Source organism: Paenibacillus sp. IITD108 (assembly GCF_036541265.1).
In the GTDB taxonomy this organism is placed as follows: domain Bacteria; phylum Bacillota; class Bacilli; order Paenibacillales; family Paenibacillaceae; genus Pristimantibacillus.
Genome location: NZ_JAZHCT010000004.1, coordinates 16,779 through 33,627, shown reverse-complemented (window position 1 = coordinate 33,627; position 16,849 = coordinate 16,779). Strand labels below are relative to the sequence as shown.

The following is a 16,849-nucleotide window of genomic DNA, read 5'->3' as shown; positions in this document are numbered from 1 at the left end:
GAAGTTGACTTGGAAACATCATTTATATATGATGGAAGTAATATAGTTATTGAAGGGAATAAGAAGAATGAGCGTAAAAAAGAAGGATATTGCAGAGTATTTAGGTGTATCTAGAGCTACGGTATCTATGGCATTCAACAATTCGCCTACAAGCACGATATCAGAGGAAACGCGCTCCCGCATATTGCAGGCTGCGAAGGACCTGGGCTATAGAGATACGAATTTCAATTCCAATATTACGTATATCATATATAACCGTCCCGATAATGATCCCCGCTATTTGCATGATCTGAAGGAAATTGAGAAAGCGGTCAGAGAGCATCACTATCAATTGCAGTTTATGAATATTAGTTCTAATCCTTCAGAAAAGCTTAGCTTGATTCAGTTTATTAAAACGAGCGATCCCAAGGGTCTGATTCTTACAGGCGATATTGATAATGAGATCATAGATTTGATACAGAGTACGGGTGTTCCTTTTGTAATTTTTGGCGGTCATCGAAGAGAGGGCTTGCCGATTGTTATTCCAGATCATAAGAAAGCTGCCTATGAGGCGGTTAAGTATTTGCTTAAATTTGGCCACAGGCGAATTGCTTTGTTTAACGGTTCGATTGACTTCGAGGTGCATAGATTGGCTATTGAAGGATATACGCAGGCAATGAAGGAATACGACGTTGAAGTAGATAAGACGCTGATCCAAATATCCAAGGATGAGGATGGCTATGAAATGTGCGGCAGGATGAGTGCGCTGAATATCGAGTATACAGCTGCGTACTGTGCGAATACAGTGATCCAGTTCGGCGTCTTGCAAAGATTGAAGGATGAAAACTGCCAAGTTCCCGGGCAGAAAAGCTTGATAGGCTATGGTTATACGGATTTGAATCATCTTAGCGTACCGTCGTTAACTTCTATTTATGTTGATGTATCTGAGAAGAAGAGACTGGTTAAGTACATGATGGAGCTTATTAATAATCCAGAACAGGCCAAAGAATTGATGTACTTGACAGAGATGAACTTTTTTGAAGGCGAGACGGTAAGCGTACGCTTGAATAATTAGTTATACAAACGATAAAACAGATGCAGACAGCGGAAGAGCGAATAGCTTTTTCGCTGTTTTTTTATGCACAGTGAAGCCGTTTATCTTGCAGACAAAAAATAATATGATGCTGAAAAAAGGTTGACACTTCAATATAAACAATTTAATATTACTTGTAAAATATAAATTATTTTATAATATACAATATTATTGTTATGGAGGAGTCGCCATATGAATGCAATCTTATTCCATAGCTGTACAAGAGAGGAGCTGTCAACGCTTGCTCAAGAGGGATGTCCTGTCGTCATTCCTCTTGCTGCAACGGAGCAGCATGGGCCTCATTTGCCCGTATTTACAGATAGTCTGATTAGTGAATATATAAGCAAGGAAGCGGTACAACAGGCTTCTTCCGCCTCCGGCAATCCCTTTTTACTGGCACCAATTGTTTCAATAGGCTGCTCGCAGCATCATATCGCCTTTGGGGGGACGATCTCCTTCCGTTCAACAACGTACTTAGCTATGCTGCATGATATACTGGAAAGTTTAGTGAGCTGCGGCTTTACTAACATAATCATGCTTAACTGTCATGGCGGCAATGAGCCGGTCATGCTGCAGGCTGTCAATGATATGGCAGTCAAGCATAAAGGCTGGTTTGCTGCTGCTTCGTATTGGAATCTGATTCCTTCATCCCAAAAACAACAATTAACAGATGTGTTCGGCCCTACTCCCGGTCACGCAGGTGCGTTCGAAACATCAGCAATAATGGCAATCCAACCGGATTGGATTAATGACGCCGCCATCTCAGACCAGCATCATTCTGTTCCATGGCATCAGCATACACTGCCCAACACCTTTCTAGGGAAGCAAGGAACGCTTACCGGATTTGATGGTTATACTGATTCAGCCATTCAAGCAAGCCGTGAGAAAGGGCAGTGGGCGCTTGATCAGATCGTTATTCCGGCTGTATCAGAATGGTTGCAGCAAATGGCTGCTGCTATGAAAGTGGAGGTGTAACTATGAGAAGAACAACACTTGAACAAGCAGCAGCAAAGCCTAAAGTGTGTGTTGTCGTCACGGAGTATCGTCATAATTCCCATGCCGAGATGATTTTAGGACGTCTGCTCGGCAATTTGGGCTATACGCCGGCAGTGCAGGTAGTGTCACTATATACGGATCAAATCGCTCAGGAGGATATGAGCCGCCCTGAAGCCGCAAAGCACGGCATTCCGATTTATGACACGATTATGGAGGCAGTGCTTGCTCCTGGCGACGAACTGGCCGGAGTAGTGATTATTGGTGAGCATGGCAGCTATCCTGATAATGAGCTGGGGCAAAAAATGTACCCGCGGCGCAGGTTTATTGAAGAGGTGCTCATTGCTCTGGATGAGTCGGGCAGGAGAGTGCCAATTTTCTCGGATAAGCATTTGGCTTACGAGCAGGAGGACGCCAACTGGATCTATGAAGCAATAAATGAAAGGGAGATTCCTTTCATGGGCGGTTCGTCTATTCCTTATGTCCCGCAGATTCCGCCGGTTAGCGGCGCTGAACTGTTTAATATGAAAGAAATATTAGTTGCCAGCTTTGGACCCATTGAGGCTTACGGCTATCATGCGCTGGAGGTGCTGCAAAGCCAGATTGAGCGAAGCGGGGCAGACAGTGCCAAGCCCATTTCCATTCGGGCTGTTCAAGGGCAGGACGCATGGGAAGTTTTGAGCAAGGGGCATGGGCTGGATACCCTTCTGCAAGCGGCTTTAAACACGTACGATAAGCCAGGCTTGGACCATCTGAAGGATCATTTTGAAGCACCGGTATTATTCGAAATTAAATATAATAATGGTATAAAAGGATTTGTAATCCAGCTTGGCGAATGGATACAGCAGTGGTCCTATGCAGTCAGATGTGAAAATGGGCAAATATTAGCTGCGCGGATGGACTCTGGGCTTGAACGGCCATTTTTTCATTTTGACCAATTGACAAATATGATCGAGCAAATGATACTGACGGGGAAAACAGAAGTGCCATTAGAACGCACTTATCAGACGACAACTATGATTAATGCAGCTATGAGAGCTCTTTATAGCAAATCGACAATAAAACTATGAGCGGGGTGAACGGTGATGGAAGAGAAAACAGCGGTATTGCCTTTTTCTTCAGCGACAAAAACAGATGGTTTACTTTTCGTTTCCGGGCAAGGAGGCTTGGACCCTGCAACAGGGAAAGTGGTTGGAGCTTCTCTGGAGGAGCAAACGGCTCAAACGATGGATAATATTAAAACAATACTTGCGGAGCATGGGCTGAGCTTTAGTCATGTGAAGAAGGTTAATATTTATTTGTCCCAAAGAGGGCTCTATAGCGCTTTTAATGAGCTTTACGCTCACTACTTCCAAGCACCGTATCCAGCTAGGACTACTGTTTATTGCGATTTAAACTATGATTTGCTAGTAGAAATCGATGTTATTGCCAGTTTGAAATGAAGGGTGTGGGAGGCATGCTTTACAGCAGCAGTCGAATAACGGAAAATGAAGTTTTTACAAGCGGCATTGAAGGGCCGGCTTGTGACAAAGATGGCAATTTGTATGCAGTAAATTATGGTGAGCAAGGGACAATCGGCATTGTACGGCCGGATGGCAGCTCAGAGATATGGTTAAAGCTTCCGGGCGGAAGTATAGGCAACGGCATAAGGTTCAACAAAAAGGGCGATATGTTTATTGCAGATTACGTTAACCATAACATTTTTAAAGTAGAGAGCGGAACAGGAGAATTGTCGGTACATGCGCACGAGCCGCTAATGAATCAGCCTAATGATATTGCGATTATGGGCAATGGAATCATTTTTGCCAGCGATCCCAACTGGGCTGATAATACGGGGAACATTTGGCGTATTGATACGGACGGAACTGTAGTACAGCTTGCTTCAAATGTAGGAACAACGAATGGCATTGAGGTATCTGCTGATGAGCGTATTCTATATGTGAATGAAACGATGCAAAGATCGATATGGGCATATGATCTTAATGAGAATGGCGATATTTCAGGCAAGCGTTTGCTTATTGAGTTTAATGATTACTATTTGGATGGCATGCGCTGTGATATTGAAGGAAATATATACGTTACTCGATATGGCAAGGGAACGATAGCTAAAATCAGCCCTGAAGGAGTTTTACTGCGAGAAATCGCGCTGGAAGGAAGTAATTGCACAAATATTTGCTTTGGAGGCGCGGATGGGAAGACCGCCTATGTGACGGTAGCTGATGGCGGCAATGTACAAAGCTTTACAGTTGAAAGCGCTGGGCGCTGCTGGGCCATGTGGAACGATTAGAGGAAAGAAGCTGAGCGATTGAATAGCGCTCGGCTTTTTTGTTTGCGCGTTGAACGTACTGAAATTTTGAATTTGATAGAGGGGCGTATTGTCAGATATTAACCAAAACGAATGGGAATTATTGTTCATTCGGGAATTAAACAATGAAAAACAACTGAAAATGATAACAAACGATAAAAAATGTTGACAAACGAATGTGTAAGTGTGAAAATAACGATAATGAATCAGCTGTCTCCAGCTATATTCTATAGATGGAAAGCGTATTCAGTAAAATGCAGCTATCGGTTTGCCAGCAAGAAGCGGCAATTAAAATGATATAAGCTTCTGTGTAATATATAATAGAAGCTAAATAAGCTATTGTTGATTGGCGTGAAGGCTTTGTAGCTGCCCCTTGAAAAAATGACTATTTATAAGCCATTATAAAGGAGAATTTAAACGATGAAAAAACTTATGAACGTACCTAATGCCATTGTAGATGAAATGATCGAAGGGTATGCAGCTGCTTATCCGAAGTACGTAAAGGTGTTGCCTGAAAACAAGCGTGCAGTAGTCAGCGTTAATGCCGGCAAGCCAGGCAAGGTAGGCGTCATTGTGGGCGGCGGCTCTGGCCATGAGCCAGCGTTTATGGGCATAATCGGACCAGGCTTTGCTGATGGGGCGCCAGTAGGCAACGTATTCGCTTCACCGCCGCCAGCTCCGATCCTTGAAGTAACGCGTGCGGTGGATGGAGGAGCAGGCGTCGTTTATATGTACGGAAATTATGCTGGCGACTGCATGAATTTTGATATGGCTGCCGAGCTCGCAGAAATGGAAGATATCCGCGTTCAAACCGTACTTATTACGGATGATGTAGCTTCTGCTCCTGCTGATCAAATACATAGACGCCGCGGAATTGCGGGCGGCTTCCTTGTATTCAAAGCAGCTGGCGCGGCAGCAGATAAAGGCTATGATCTGGACGAAGTAGTTCGAGTATCGCAAAAGGCAAACAGCAATATTAGAACGATGGGCGTAGCGCTTTCGCCATGTGCGGTTCCGCAAACACGCCAGCCCAGCTTCGTGCTCGGCGAGGATGAAATGGAAATTGGCCTTGGCATTCATGGCGAGCCGGGAGTGGAGCGCGGCCCATTGAAAACAGCTGATGAAGTATCCGATTCATTGGTAAACCGCATCCTCGAAGATATGCCTGTTGCAAAAGGCGAGCGCGTCGCAGTCTTGGTCAACGGTCTTGGTTCAACCTCATACATGGAGCTGTTTGTTGTGTATCGCCGTGTAGCCCAGCGCCTTGCTGAGCAGGGAATCGAGGTGCATCGTTCATTTGTTGGCGAGTTTGTCACTTCTTTGGAGATGGGCGGCTGCTCGATTTCTATTATGAAGCTGGACGATGAGCTTGCAGAAATGGTCGATCATGCAGTAGATACGCCAATGTATGTTCAATCATAGAGAGGGATGGAACGATAGATGAGAGTATCAATAGAGCAATGGAAGCAGCTTTTTGGGCAAATCGCAGAGCAAATTGAAGTGAAAAAAGATGAGCTGTCCGAGCTGGACCGCGCAGTAGGCGACGGTGATCATGGCGTCACGATGTCACTCGGCTGGCAAGCTATTGTTGAGCATTTGTCCCAGCATTCAGGTCAGGACTGCGGCGCTCTTTGCAAAGACATGGGCATGACGTTTCTTAATGCAGTGGGATCTTCAGTAGGTCCGCTGTACGCGACGGCTTTTATGCGTGGCGGAGCGGCGCTGCAAGGCAAGCAGGAGCTTGAAGAAGAGGATATTGTTCAATTCTGGCTTACAGCTATTCGCGGTATTCAGGATCGCGGCAAAGCGCAGGTTGGCGACAAGACGATGATGGATGCCTGGCTTCCTTCAATGGAAGCACTTGAGACAGCTAGAAAAGAAGGCAAGCATTTAATTGAAAGCTTTGAGCTTGCGGTTAATGCGGCTGAGGCTGGCATGCAATCTACCGCACAAATGCTTTCTCAAAAAGGCAGATCCAGCCGCCTCGGCGACCGTTCCGTTGGACATATTGATCCTGGAGCAGCATCCGCTTATCTAATTATTGATACATTTACAAATGGGCTGAAGCAATTATAATTTTTACATTTGCGGAGCTAAAAAGCTGTCTCGCAGTTGTGTAAACGACTGCAAGGCAGCTTTTTTAAAAATATAGGAAAGTATATCATTCTACCATACTTTCCTATATTTCTCCGGAATGAAACGCGCTATCGCCAAAGGACGGCGATAGAGACGGCGTACGATGCGGCTGTTGAGCTCGAATCGCTCCTAATGATGCGGACAATAATGACCGTTAGCGCTCCATTTTGGCCAACTTCCACTTTCTAGCGGACAGAAATATCCGTTAGAGGGAAAAAAGCTAAGGAATTCGACTGAATTTTCTTCTAATGGTCATAAGTGTCCGCATATGCAACAAAAAGACTGCTTTTGGTTCTAACGGTCATGGATGACCGCACCGCAAATAGCGACGCATCGTTTGTTCTTTACACGATGAAGGCAAGTTAGATCACCGATAGGTGATTTTGTTCAATTATAGGAAAGTATATGTTTTCACTTTATACATGTTCCTATATTTCATCGGTAAACGCGCTTGTCCAAAGGACGGCGGAGCCGTTTATCCTTGTTATAAGACTTTACAGGTTTTTACTATAAACTTAAAGTTTGGGCGGGCGCTCCTACTTCTCCAGTACCAATCATGCTCTATGTTGCCTTTTTTATTGCTTGCTACAGGTTGCCCACAATGTATCGACTGATGCGGTCACACGTTCCGTTATTTGCCTTAAAACCGCCATTTTCTTCATTTCGCGGCCACACATTCCGTTATACAGCTCTAAAGGGGACTTCTCCAGCGATTTATTGACCAATAACGGAACGTCTGTCACTTTGCCGCCACTAAACTGCGAATTTCAACATAATAACGGAACGACTGACCAGCTAGTGAGTGCCATATGCATAACGGAGCCAATAAAAGTTGTTCGCACAAAAAAACTCGCTGCTTCTATAAGCGCGAGTTTTTAGCGTTAATCGTTATTTGTCATCTGCAATAATAACCTCGATGCCGGTCAAAGTTTTCAGGAATTCCGGGTCGGCGCCTGGATCTGTAATCAAGGTATCGATCTGGCTCATGTCCGCAAAGGAAGTAATGGAACGGCGGTTAAGCTTGGTATGATCAAGCAAAGCAACTACTTTGCTGACATTGGATACCATCAGCTTCTTCAGCTCGGCTTCATAGATACTGAAATCGGCAAGCCCCGCTGTCGTCGTAAAGCCGTGCGCAGAGGTGAAGAAGATGTCTGCATGGATTTGGGACAGCAAGCCCTTGCCCAGCATGCCTTCAAGCGAGCTGGAGCCTGGGCGGAGCACGCCTCCGACAACAATTACGCTAATATGCGGATTGCTTACTAGCTCCTGCGCAGTCGCAAGACCGTTAGTAATTACAGTCAAATAATCATATTGCACCAAGTGTCTGGCCAGTTCCAACGAAGTAGAGCTGGCATCAAGAATGATGCACTGGCCGTTTTGCACGAATTGGGCAGCGGCTTTTCCGATCATTCGCTTTTCTTCCTGATTGGCCATAATGCGGGATTGGAACGTATACTCAGGGATGTGCTGCTTGGGAAGGACAGCGCCGCCATGCGTTCTCTCGAGCAGACCGTCTTCTTCTAATATCTTCAAGTCATTTCTGAGCGTGCCTTCAGATACCCCTAGTTCAATCGAAACGTCTTTTACTAGAAGCTGTCTATTTTCATTTAATATTTGAATGATTCGATTTCTACGTTCAGGTGCTAACATTGTCGCATCTCCCATTGAAATAGTTATTCATTAAATTATAACAAACTAAATATCCGCAATCAACGAAATGATTGAAAAACATTCGAAAATGATAAAAAAAACAAATAAACGAAGCATATATTAGGAAGTATATGAGCTTAAATTGCCATAAATTATCATTTTGGAGTGAATCAACACCCCTTATATCTACCAAAATGAAAACAAACGACTGTAAACGATAATAAAAGTTAATAATACGTTGACATACTACAGGTGGCATGTGATAATAATGAAGAAGATCATCAGTCAAATAATAGTTGTCATTCATATTAATGAATATAGGGGGATTTTAATATGTGCAGCACTCATATTCCGGAAAAAATGAAAGCGGTTGTTGCCTACGCTCCGAATGACTACCGCATGGAAGTTGTTGATGTGCCAAAGGCTGGACCGGGCGAAATTGTTATTAAGGTAGAAGCTTGCGGGATTTGCGCGGGAGATATTAAAGCCTTTCAAGGTGCGCCCAGCTTTTGGGGAGATGAAACACAGCCTGCATATATTAAAGCGCCGATGATTCCAGGCCATGAGTTTATCGGCTTCGTAGTTGAGCTTGGCGAAGGCGTTGAAGGCTTTGAACTCGGCGACCGCGTTATATCGGAGCAAATCGTTCCCTGCTGGGAGTGCCGTTTCTGTAAACGCGGCCAATACTGGATGTGCCAGAAGCATGACCTGTATGGCTTCCAAAACAATGTAAACGGCGCTATGGCCGAGTATATGAAATTTACTAAAGAAGCGATCAACTACAAGGTTCCTAAAGATTTGCCGATGGAGCAGGCTATTCTGATTGAGCCTTATGCATGCTCCTTGCACGCGGTACAACGAGCAAAAATTGAGCTTGGCGACATCGTGGTTTTATCCGGTTCTGGAACATTGGGCTTAGGGATGGTTGGAGCGATCAAGAAGTCCGGTGCGAGCAAGCTGATTGTGCTTGACCTGTTCGATGAGCGTCTGGAGATGGCTAAGCAATTCGGCGCAGATATCGTTTGGAATCCTAAAAATGTAGATGTAGTCGCCGAAATTATGAAGTTGACGGACGGCTACGGCTGCGACGTATATATTGAAGCAACCGGTCATCCGAAATCTGTAGAGCAGGGCCTTGCAATGATTCGCAAGCTTGGACGTTTTGTTGAATTCAGCGTATTCAAAGATCCTGTAAGCGTGGACTGGAGCATTATTAGCGACCGCAAGGAGCTGGACGTTCTAGGCTCGCATCTTGGACCTTATTGCTATCCGCTTGTCATTGAAGGCATCGCGAATGGAGATTTTCCTACAAAGGGTGTAGTTACGCATAAGCTTCCGCTGGATCAATATCTCGAGGGTTTTAAGCTGGTAGCTAGCGGAGTGAATTCTTTGAAGGTTGTTCTTATCCCTTAATACGATTGAAGGAGTGCACAGCATGAAAATAGCAATTGGCGCGGATGAAGCCGGATATGCGTTGAAGGAACTTATTAAAGAGCTATTGGATGAGCGTAAAATCGAGGTTGTAGATTTCGGTCTTAAGGATGCGGAAGGACAAATCGACTATCCGGATGTTGGCTTCGCAGTAGCTGAGGAAATTAGCAAAGGCAATTTTGACCGCGGTATTCTTGTTTGCGGTACAGGTATTGGCATGACGATTACAGCGGATAAGGTGCCGGGCATTCGAGCTGCGCTTTGTCATGACACGTATTCTGCTGAGCGTTCCATTAAGAGCAATAACGCTCAGGTATTGACGATGGGAGCAAGAGTTATCGGATCTGAGCTTGCGAAATCGATCGTGAAGGTTTGGCTGGAGTCTGAATTCGACGGCGGGAATTCTGCGCGCAAGGTGCAGAAAATTATTGATGGAGAGCGCCGCTTGTTCAATGGCGTAAGAGAAACGAATTCTTGCAACTAAACCAGCGAGGAGGGCAGACGGCTATGATAGTTTCAATCGTGCAGTGGAAGCAAATTTTTGCAAGTATAGCAGATCAAATTGAAATAAAAAAGGATGAGCTTTCCGAGCTTGATCGCGCAGTCGGGGACGGAGACCATGGCGTTACGATGTCTATGGGCTGGCAGGCGATTAAAGAACGGCTTGCCACTTATGAAACAGAGGATGTCGGCGCTCTATGCAAGGAGATGGGCATGACCTTCCTTGATGTAGTAGGCTCATCCGTCGGACCGCTGTATGCGACTGCTTTTATTCGTGGCGGCGGTACAGTCCGCGGCAAGTCGGAGCTTAATGAGGAAGATATCGTTCAGTTCTGGATAGCTGCAGTAGGCGGCATTGGGGAGCGCGGCAAGGCGCAGATCGGTGACAAAACGATGATGGATGCCTGGCTGCCTGCAATAGAGGCGTTGAAGCAGGCTAGAGAAGAAGGCAAAGGCCTTATTGAAAGCTTACAAGTAGCAGTTGCAGCCGGTGAAGCGGGCATGAAGTCGACGGCACAAATGCTCTCGCAAAAGGGCAGATCGAGCCGCCTTGGCGAGCGCGCTGTCGGGCATCTTGACCCGGGCGCAGTTTCCGCGCATCTTATTCTTGCTGCATTTACTGAACAAATAAGAGGAATGAGCGCATGAAGCATCTCATTTTAGATTTTTTAAAGGTGACCCAGCAAGCTGCCCTTGCTGCCAAGCCTTGGATTGGAAGAGGACAAAAAAATGAAGCGGACGGAGCAGCCACTGCTGCTATGCGCCGCATGCTCGGCAAGATGGAAATGGACGGCATAGTCGTTATTGGCGAGGGCGAAATGGATGAAGCGCCTATGCTCTATATTGGCGAAAAAGTCGGCACCGGCAGCGGTCCCAAGCTTGATATAGCTGTGGATCCGCTGGAAGGCACGATTCTTGTTGCGGGCGGCCAAGATAATTCGACCGCTGTTATTGCCGCTGCGCCGCGCGGCTGCTTGCTTCATGCGCCGGATATGTATATGGAGAAGCTCGTTGTCGGCCCTAAAGCAAGAGGGGTTATTAATTTGAGCGAGCCTGTCGTTGACAATGTAAGACGGGTTGCTGCTGCAGCAGGCAAAGCGATTGATGATATTACGGTTATGATTCAATCACGCGACCGGCATGAGAAGGTTGTGCAGGAAATACGCCAGCTTGGCGCAAGAGTCAGGCTTTTTGACGAAGGCGACGTAACCTGCGCCATATCGGCTGCAATCGATGAAACAGGCATTGATTTATTTTATGGGATTGGCGGAGCGCCGGAAGGTGTCATTTCGGCAGTTGCTGTCAAATGCCTCGGTGGCGATATGCAGGCCAAGCTTTTGCCGGGAAGCGCTGCTGAATACGAGCGCTGCGTTGCGATGGGCATTACGGATCCTAATAAGCTGCTAATGCATCATGATCTAATATCCTCGGACAATTGTATTTTTGCAGCGACGGGAATAACGACAGGCTTGCTGCTGCAGGGGGTAACGACTGATGCGGGCAAGCAGGAAATAACACATTCCTTATTGACGTACGGCAATAGTAACGGCCCTCAATTTATTAGAACGATACATGAATGCGGGAGGTGCCCTGATGAGCAAAATTCGTTTGATTGTAAGTGATTTGGATGGTACATTGTTATCGGAAGATAACAATGTCACACCATCGGTAAAGGAAGCGATTGACCGCTTCACGGCAGATGGAGGCATGTTTACAATTGCGACCGGCCGGGTGGGACAATCCACGCATAAAATTGCAGAAGAGCTGAATATTGATCTTCCGTACATAACGTGCAACGGGTCTGTTATTGCCGACAAGCATAAAGTATGGGCGGAATCTGTTTTATCTGTAAAAGAGCTTGTCCCATTTTTATTAGAAGCTGATTCAGCCGGCATTTCAGTACTGTTGTTTGAAGAAAAGCGATTAGAGGCGTTTAAGTATTCTGAAGATTTGGATGAGTTCGAAATGAAGGAAGGCCTTAAATTCACAATTGTTGACCGTTCGACGGACGAGTGGACAAACAGATTCGTTCAGAAGGTGCTGCTTATTGGCGATATGGACAAAATCAAAAAGATTTGGAGCTTGTACAAGTCCAATTTCGGCACGCTGTGCTCCACGATTCAATCGGAAGACAATTTCTTTGAGCTTATTCCGCATGGCCAGAGCAAAGGAACTGCTTTGAAAAAGCTGATGGGCATGCTGAACGTCGATGCCTCAGAAACACTTTGCATAGGCAACCAAATGAATGATCTGTCTATGATTGAAATAGCGGGCGTCGGGGCAGCTGTAGCTAACAGCAGCAGCGGTCTGCTGGAAAGAGCCTCTTATGTATGCAGTAATAGCTTTGGAGAAGGCGTAGTTGAAGTTATTCATAAATTTTGCATAAATACCACTCAAATGGAGGTCAAATAAAGATGACAATTAGAGGCGTAGCACATAGAGGATATCCGGCAAAATTTCCTGAGAACACATTATCTTCTTTTAGAGCGGCATGCGAATTAGCCTTTACTCACCTGGAGCTTGATGTTCAGCTTACGAAAGATGGCGTTCCGGTTGTTTTTCATGATACATCAGTGGAACGTATGACAGATGGAACAGGCCGAATCAAAGACCTGACTTTAAAGGAAATCAAGGAACTGTCAGTCAAGGGGATCGAGCGCATCCCAACCTTGGAAGAAGCGCTTGATTTGTTGAAGGATAGACTTATCGTTGATATCGAGCTTAAGCAAGCGGGTGATTTGTACCCGGGCCTTGAGAAAACAGTTCTTGATACACTTAAGAAAAAGGATATGATCGAGCAATCCTTCTTAGCCTCTTTTGATCATTACTCGCTCGCTAAAGCAAGAGAGCTGAATGACAAGATTGGTTTGGGAATTATTAATCATGGCTCCTCACCGGCTCTGTTTCCTCTTGCAAAAGAATTGAATTGCGAATATATGTCTATCAGGTACGAGTTTATAACAGATGAGATTATCGCAAAATGCGAAGCGGAAAATATAATTATGATCCCTTACACAATTGATGATGAAAAAGATATGCAGCTTGTCGTAAAAAATCCTTCTCTTCTCATTTGTACAAATGAATTGGAGCGCTGGATCAAGGTTTACAAGCAACAATAAAATAAATAAGGATAGGGAGGGACGCAAATAAGTTCTCAGCGCTGTGAGAACTAGTTTGCGTCTTTTTGTGCAGTGAATTTTAATATATCGATCTTGACGACCAATCCCGGACGATCATTCCCGCGTCCTGCGATATTCATTGGGCGACATACCCTCCTGCTTCTTAAACACCTTGCTAAAATATTTCTCATCATTATAGCCAACCATCTCGGAAATCTGCACTATTTTGAGCTGCGGGTTGAGCAGCAGCACCTTGGCTTTTTCAATGCGAATACGGCTGATAAAGTCGGATATATTTTCATTCCGCTCTTGCTTAAAGCGCCTTGAAATATATTCTCTGCTTAAGGAAAAGCGATCTGCAATATCCTGGAGCGAAATTTCTTCATTAGAATGGGTTTGAATGTAATCGGCGATATCATCAATCGCAGTCGGCTTGTCGGGCTGATGCGTCAGCAAGTAGGAAAAGGAAATTAGCAGCTCTGTAAATTCCTGCTGCCACATCGATAGAAGCAGCCTGCCGTTTTCGTCGATCGGAATGATGAACGGGCTTGTGCTGTAATGTTCATTTTGCGTTTTGTCCAACTGCCTGCCGCTCAAGCAGCGGGCGCGAAACACAGTAAACTCATGCTGCCACAGATCGAGCTGCTCCTTGGATATGAAGCTCAGCTTTTTGATTTCGGCAAACCATCTGCTGACTGCGGCCTTGATCTGATCAGGATTAAAGCTTAGCAGCGCCATTCGAATATCCTCTTGATGTTTGTGAAAGTTCAGCCCATGGATGACTGGAGTGTTTTGTGCAGCATAAATATGAACCCAGCTGTCCTGCTGCAATAAATTCCGCTGTCCCAGCACCGTCAGCGCTTCTTCGTAGGTGCGCGATAAATCATATGGGAAGCTGTGAATCGCGCCGACGCCAAAATCAAAACGCACGCCATACGTTTTATAAATGCCGCCATTAATAGCTTCAACAAGGACAGGGAGTTTATCAAGCTCAGCCCAGCCAATAATAATGAGCTCGTGAGCCTTGTTCCAGTTGCGGAAGGCATAGCCGGAATGACTTTGCTTTAAAAACTCATTCGAGATATTGGCGATTGAAAAGCCGAGCAGATCAAGATTGGAGGCGAATCTGTCCTTAAATTCCTTTTGCATCGTATCCAATGTAAGAATAGCTATACGGGCTTGCTTGGTGTCTGCCGCAAGGCCGAATTCTGCCGCCAGCTCCTTGCTGAAAGAACGGTAATTGTGAGGCTCCTCTAATATGGAAGAAAAAATTTTATCCCAATAAATCGGCTTTATTTGGTTGAGCTGAATGCTTTGAATATGATCCTTGCTTCGCATTTGCCTCTCAGATCGTACCGCGGCGATCGCTTTTTGCAGCGCTTCATTGAGCTGCTCCTCGTCAATCGGCTTTAAAATATAATCCATCCCGCCATATTTGATCGTATGCCGCATATAACCGAAGTCATCATGACCGCTAATCACAATCGTTTTACTGTCAGGACTGTTCTGCTGAATCCATTCCAGCAGCTCTGAACCGCTCATAATCGGCATAAGCATATCGGTAAAAATAATATCCGGGTGATGCCGTCTAATAAGCTCCACAGCAGTGGCCCCTTCCGGAGCGGTATATATGTCTGTTATCCCATAGTGCTCCCAATCAATCAACATTTGAATAGCATCTCGAACATGCTTCTCGTCGTCAACGATCAATACTTTCATGCTGGCTGATGTCTCCTTTGGCAACAGGTATTAAGAGTGTAACCTTCAAGCCCTGCGGTTGTCTTGCTGTTAAAGTAATAGAAGTATGCTGGTTAAAATATAGCTGTAAACGCGAAAGCACATTGAACAGTCCGATGCGGTTTTCTCCGCTGCCAGCGCCTTCCGAGTACAGATGATCGAGCTGGAACTGCAGGGCTTCCAGCTGCTTGTCATCAAGTCCCGAGCCGTTATCCTCCACGCTGATGGACAGCAGGTCAGGCTTGATCAGCTGGGCGGTTATGTTTACCTCACCGACATTATTTTGCTTAATAAAGCCGTGCTTGAAGCAATTTTCGACCAGCGGCTGCAAAATCATTTTGGGCACCTCGATCTCTTTCGCCTCATCCTCCGCCTCAATAAAAAAAGTCAATTTTTCATCAAAGCGTTGTGCCTGCAGCCCCAAATAGGCGTTGACATAATCGATTTCCCGGGACAGCGGGACAAGCACCTCATTCGTATTCATTTGATAGCGCATCATTTTGCCCAAAGCGGCTATTAACGAATAGATTTTTTTCTGGTTGTTTTGCAGCGCAAGCGTGCCGATCGACTGCAGCGCATTGTTCATAAAGTGCGGGTGCACCTGTGCCTGAAGCGCTTTGAGCTGATTGGTTTTGTTGGCAAGCTCCAGACGGTATTCCTTGTTAATTAACTGGTTAAGACGCTGCATCAATTGATGAAAGCGTCTGGACAATATGCCGATCTCGTCGGTTCTCGTCGTATCTAAATCAGCGTCCATTTGTCCCGACTCAATTTTGTTGATGTATCGGATCAATTGTTTAACAGGTGATGTGAAGTGAAACGAAACATAGATTGTCCCGATTGCAGCAACGATTAAAAAAGACAGCACGATCAAGCTGTTAATCATCGTAAGCTGTTTGGCGTTTTTCGTTAAATATTCATATGGGACGCGTTTGATTAATGTTAAATCGGCAAGCGGCGTTTTTATTTTTTGATAAAGATGTATGCCTGCAAAGCCTTCTGACTTATATTCCAAATGGCCAGATTGCCTGTCCTCATTGAGAATCGGGCTGAGCCAAGGATATTCGCTTGTCGGCGCGTCCTCTGAGGAGTAAATAATTGAGCCGTCCGTGTTGAGCAAATACAGCTCTTCTTCGCCGGGTGTGTAGAGCATATCGCTTATTTCATGAATCATATTCAGTTTAATATCAATGGACAGGGTGCCGAGAATGTTATCGGTCGGCTGATTTAATATTTTGCGATGAATCGTTATGACATCCTCCGCCATTTCAAACGGAAATTTAGCTACGCCATAGTTATGGCTCATATGAGTTGATTCTATCTGAATATCATGGCCGTCTTCAAAAACAGGCTTGAACGATTGACCGGATGTATAACGCGGCAAATTGTAAGCGAAGCGGTAAGAGAGCTTAGGGTTGTCCATATACATAAATACTTGCTTGATCTCAGCCAAAGAATTAACCATGTATTGAAAATTTACGTAAAGATCCTGTTGATCGGCAAACTGTATTTCATTTTTTTCAATGATTCGATAAAGGCTTCGCTCGTTTCTGGAGTCCTGGTAAATGAGCAAGGAAGCCTGGTTTATCCGGTTCATATAGTTGAGTAAGTTAGCACCTCCTTGATAGAGCAGTGTTGTATTGTTATCAAGATATGTTTTTTTAACGTTTTCCTTTGTGTATTGATAAGTAACAAAGATGGATATCGAAATGGGAAGAACCATGGCAGCTAGAAGGAATAACACAAGCTTATTTCGCAAACTGTTTTTAAAATATGTCATTCGGCATGCCCGCCCCTCAAAGTTTGATAGCTGTAAATCGTCTATAGTGTATCAGCTTAGGTCAATATATTCCACCTCGTGCATCATCTTTATCTGTGTTCACCTCATGCGATCTGACCTAT

16 protein-coding genes are annotated in these 16,849 nt (G+C 45.1%); 13 read left to right on the top strand and 3 right to left on the bottom strand.

The window, feature by feature from the left end; translation table 11 throughout:
- Window positions 1–67 precede the first annotated feature (67 nt).
- The 7 genes from V1L65_RS04540 to dhaL (V1L65_RS04510) all read left to right on the top strand — a co-directional run bounded on the left by V1L65_RS04540 (window position 68) and on the right by dhaL (V1L65_RS04510) (window position 6,446).
- Window positions 68–1,054, top strand: coding sequence for a LacI family DNA-binding transcriptional regulator (locus V1L65_RS04540; RefSeq protein WP_331697892.1), 987 nt, complete (start codon window positions 68–70; stop codon window positions 1,052–1,054).
- A gap of 210 nt (window positions 1,055–1,264) precedes the next feature.
- Window positions 1,265–2,047, top strand: coding sequence for a creatininase family protein (locus V1L65_RS04535; protein WP_331697891.1), 783 nt, complete (start codon window positions 1,265–1,267; stop codon window positions 2,045–2,047).
- Window positions 2,048–2,049: 2 nt separating this feature from the next.
- Window positions 2,050–3,135: a hypothetical protein gene (locus V1L65_RS04530; RefSeq protein ID WP_331697890.1), complete on the top strand. Its 1,086-nt coding sequence runs from the start codon at window positions 2,050–2,052 to the stop codon at window positions 3,133–3,135.
- Between the two features lie 15 nt (window positions 3,136–3,150).
- Window positions 3,151–3,507: a RidA family protein gene (locus V1L65_RS04525; RefSeq protein ID WP_331697889.1), complete on the top strand. Its 357-nt coding sequence runs from the start codon at window positions 3,151–3,153 to the stop codon at window positions 3,505–3,507.
- The gene (locus V1L65_RS04520) at window positions 3,504–4,352 is read left to right on the top strand and encodes an SMP-30/gluconolactonase/LRE family protein (RefSeq protein WP_331697888.1); all 849 of its coding nucleotides are present in this window, start codon (window positions 3,504–3,506) and stop codon (window positions 4,350–4,352) included. The genes V1L65_RS04525 and V1L65_RS04520 overlap by 4 nt, the downstream gene beginning before the upstream one ends.
- Window positions 4,353–4,790: 438 nt before the next feature.
- Window positions 4,791–5,792, top strand: a complete 1,002-nt coding sequence (locus tag V1L65_RS04515) for a dihydroxyacetone kinase subunit DhaK (protein WP_331697887.1) — start codon at window positions 4,791–4,793, stop codon at window positions 5,790–5,792.
- Between the two features lie 18 nt (window positions 5,793–5,810).
- On the top strand, window positions 5,811–6,446 hold the full coding sequence (gene dhaL / locus V1L65_RS04510; RefSeq protein WP_331697886.1) for a dihydroxyacetone kinase subunit DhaL: 636 nt from the start codon (window positions 5,811–5,813) through the stop codon (window positions 6,444–6,446).
- A 948-nt stretch (window positions 6,447–7,394) separates the two neighbouring features.
- Here dhaL (V1L65_RS04510) and V1L65_RS04505 read toward each other — a convergent pair.
- A complete protein-coding gene (locus V1L65_RS04505; protein ID WP_331697885.1) occupies window positions 7,395–8,159 on the bottom strand; it encodes a DeoR/GlpR family DNA-binding transcription regulator in 765 nt (254 codons plus the stop codon).
- A gap of 333 nt (window positions 8,160–8,492) precedes the next feature.
- Between V1L65_RS04505 and V1L65_RS04500 the strand changes: the two genes are divergently transcribed.
- The 6 genes from V1L65_RS04500 to V1L65_RS04475 are packed head-to-tail and all read left to right on the top strand — an operon-like array spanning window position 8,493 to window position 13,210.
- Window positions 8,493–9,572, top strand: a complete 1,080-nt coding sequence (locus V1L65_RS04500; RefSeq protein ID WP_331697884.1) for an MDR/zinc-dependent alcohol dehydrogenase-like family protein — start codon at window positions 8,493–8,495, stop codon at window positions 9,570–9,572.
- Window positions 9,573–9,594: 22 nt separating this feature from the next.
- Complete coding sequence (gene rpiB / locus V1L65_RS04495; RefSeq protein ID WP_331697883.1) at window positions 9,595–10,074, top strand: ribose 5-phosphate isomerase B; 480 nt, start codon at window positions 9,595–9,597, stop codon at window positions 10,072–10,074.
- A gap of 23 nt (window positions 10,075–10,097) precedes the next feature.
- Window positions 10,098–10,739 (top strand): dihydroxyacetone kinase subunit DhaL, encoded by a 642-nt coding sequence (gene dhaL, locus V1L65_RS04490; protein ID WP_331697882.1) that lies wholly within the window; start codon window positions 10,098–10,100, stop codon window positions 10,737–10,739.
- Window positions 10,736–11,713, top strand: a complete 978-nt coding sequence (gene glpX / locus V1L65_RS04485) for a class II fructose-bisphosphatase (protein WP_331697881.1) — start codon at window positions 10,736–10,738, stop codon at window positions 11,711–11,713. Before dhaL (V1L65_RS04490) ends, glpX begins: the two co-directional genes overlap by 4 nt.
- Complete coding sequence (locus tag V1L65_RS04480; protein ID WP_331697880.1) at window positions 11,685–12,503, top strand: HAD family hydrolase; 819 nt, start codon at window positions 11,685–11,687, stop codon at window positions 12,501–12,503. Before glpX ends, V1L65_RS04480 begins: the two co-directional genes overlap by 29 nt.
- A gap of 2 nt (window positions 12,504–12,505) precedes the next feature.
- The gene (locus V1L65_RS04475; RefSeq protein WP_331697879.1) at window positions 12,506–13,210 is read left to right on the top strand and encodes a glycerophosphodiester phosphodiesterase; all 705 of its coding nucleotides are present in this window, start codon (window positions 12,506–12,508) and stop codon (window positions 13,208–13,210) included.
- A gap of 114 nt (window positions 13,211–13,324) precedes the next feature.
- Here V1L65_RS04475 and V1L65_RS04470 read toward each other — a convergent pair whose 3' ends face one another.
- Together V1L65_RS04470 and V1L65_RS04465 are read right to left on the bottom strand one after the other, a co-directional pair.
- On the bottom strand, window positions 13,325–14,929 hold the full coding sequence (locus V1L65_RS04470; RefSeq protein ID WP_331697878.1) for a response regulator: 1,605 nt from the start codon (window positions 14,927–14,929) through the stop codon (window positions 13,325–13,327).
- Window positions 14,910–16,544 (bottom strand): sensor histidine kinase, encoded by a 1,635-nt coding sequence (locus V1L65_RS04465; protein ID WP_331697877.1) that lies wholly within the window; start codon window positions 16,542–16,544, stop codon window positions 14,910–14,912. Before V1L65_RS04465 ends, V1L65_RS04470 begins: the two co-directional genes overlap by 20 nt.
- Between the last annotated feature and the right edge of the window lie 305 nt (window positions 16,545–16,849).

Bases quoted from the DNA above. Each gene is read 5' to 3' on its own strand.
- dhaL (WP_331697882.1), top strand. From the start codon at position 10,098: ATGATAGTTTCAATCGTGCAGTGGAAGCAAATTTTTGCAAGTATAGCA.
- V1L65_RS04540 (WP_331697892.1), top strand. From the start codon at position 68: ATGAGCGTAAAAAAGAAGGATATTGCAGAGTATTTAGGTGTATCTAGA.
- dhaL (WP_331697886.1), top strand. From the start codon at position 5,811: ATGAGAGTATCAATAGAGCAATGGAAGCAGCTTTTTGGGCAAATCGCA.
- rpiB (WP_331697883.1), top strand. From the start codon at position 9,595: ATGAAAATAGCAATTGGCGCGGATGAAGCCGGATATGCGTTGAAGGAA.
- V1L65_RS04515 (WP_331697887.1), top strand. From the start codon at position 4,791: ATGAAAAAACTTATGAACGTACCTAATGCCATTGTAGATGAAATGATC.
- V1L65_RS04535 (WP_331697891.1), top strand. From the start codon at position 1,265: ATGAATGCAATCTTATTCCATAGCTGTACAAGAGAGGAGCTGTCAACG.
- V1L65_RS04475 (WP_331697879.1), top strand. From the start codon at position 12,506: ATGACAATTAGAGGCGTAGCACATAGAGGATATCCGGCAAAATTTCCT.
- V1L65_RS04530 (WP_331697890.1), top strand. From the start codon at position 2,050: ATGAGAAGAACAACACTTGAACAAGCAGCAGCAAAGCCTAAAGTGTGT.
- V1L65_RS04505 (WP_331697885.1), bottom strand. From the start codon at position 8,159: ATGTTAGCACCTGAACGTAGAAATCGAATCATTCAAATATTAAATGAA.
- V1L65_RS04525 (WP_331697889.1), top strand. From the start codon at position 3,151: ATGGAAGAGAAAACAGCGGTATTGCCTTTTTCTTCAGCGACAAAAACA.
- V1L65_RS04465 (WP_331697877.1), bottom strand. From the start codon at position 16,544: ATGAACCGGATAAACCAGGCTTCCTTGCTCATTTACCAGGACTCCAGA.
- V1L65_RS04520 (WP_331697888.1), top strand. From the start codon at position 3,504: ATGAAGGGTGTGGGAGGCATGCTTTACAGCAGCAGTCGAATAACGGAA.
- V1L65_RS04470 (WP_331697878.1), bottom strand. From the start codon at position 14,929: ATGAAAGTATTGATCGTTGACGACGAGAAGCATGTTCGAGATGCTATT.
- V1L65_RS04480 (WP_331697880.1), top strand. From the start codon at position 11,685: ATGAGCAAAATTCGTTTGATTGTAAGTGATTTGGATGGTACATTGTTA.
- V1L65_RS04500 (WP_331697884.1), top strand. From the start codon at position 8,493: ATGTGCAGCACTCATATTCCGGAAAAAATGAAAGCGGTTGTTGCCTAC.
- glpX (WP_331697881.1), top strand. From the start codon at position 10,736: ATGAAGCATCTCATTTTAGATTTTTTAAAGGTGACCCAGCAAGCTGCC.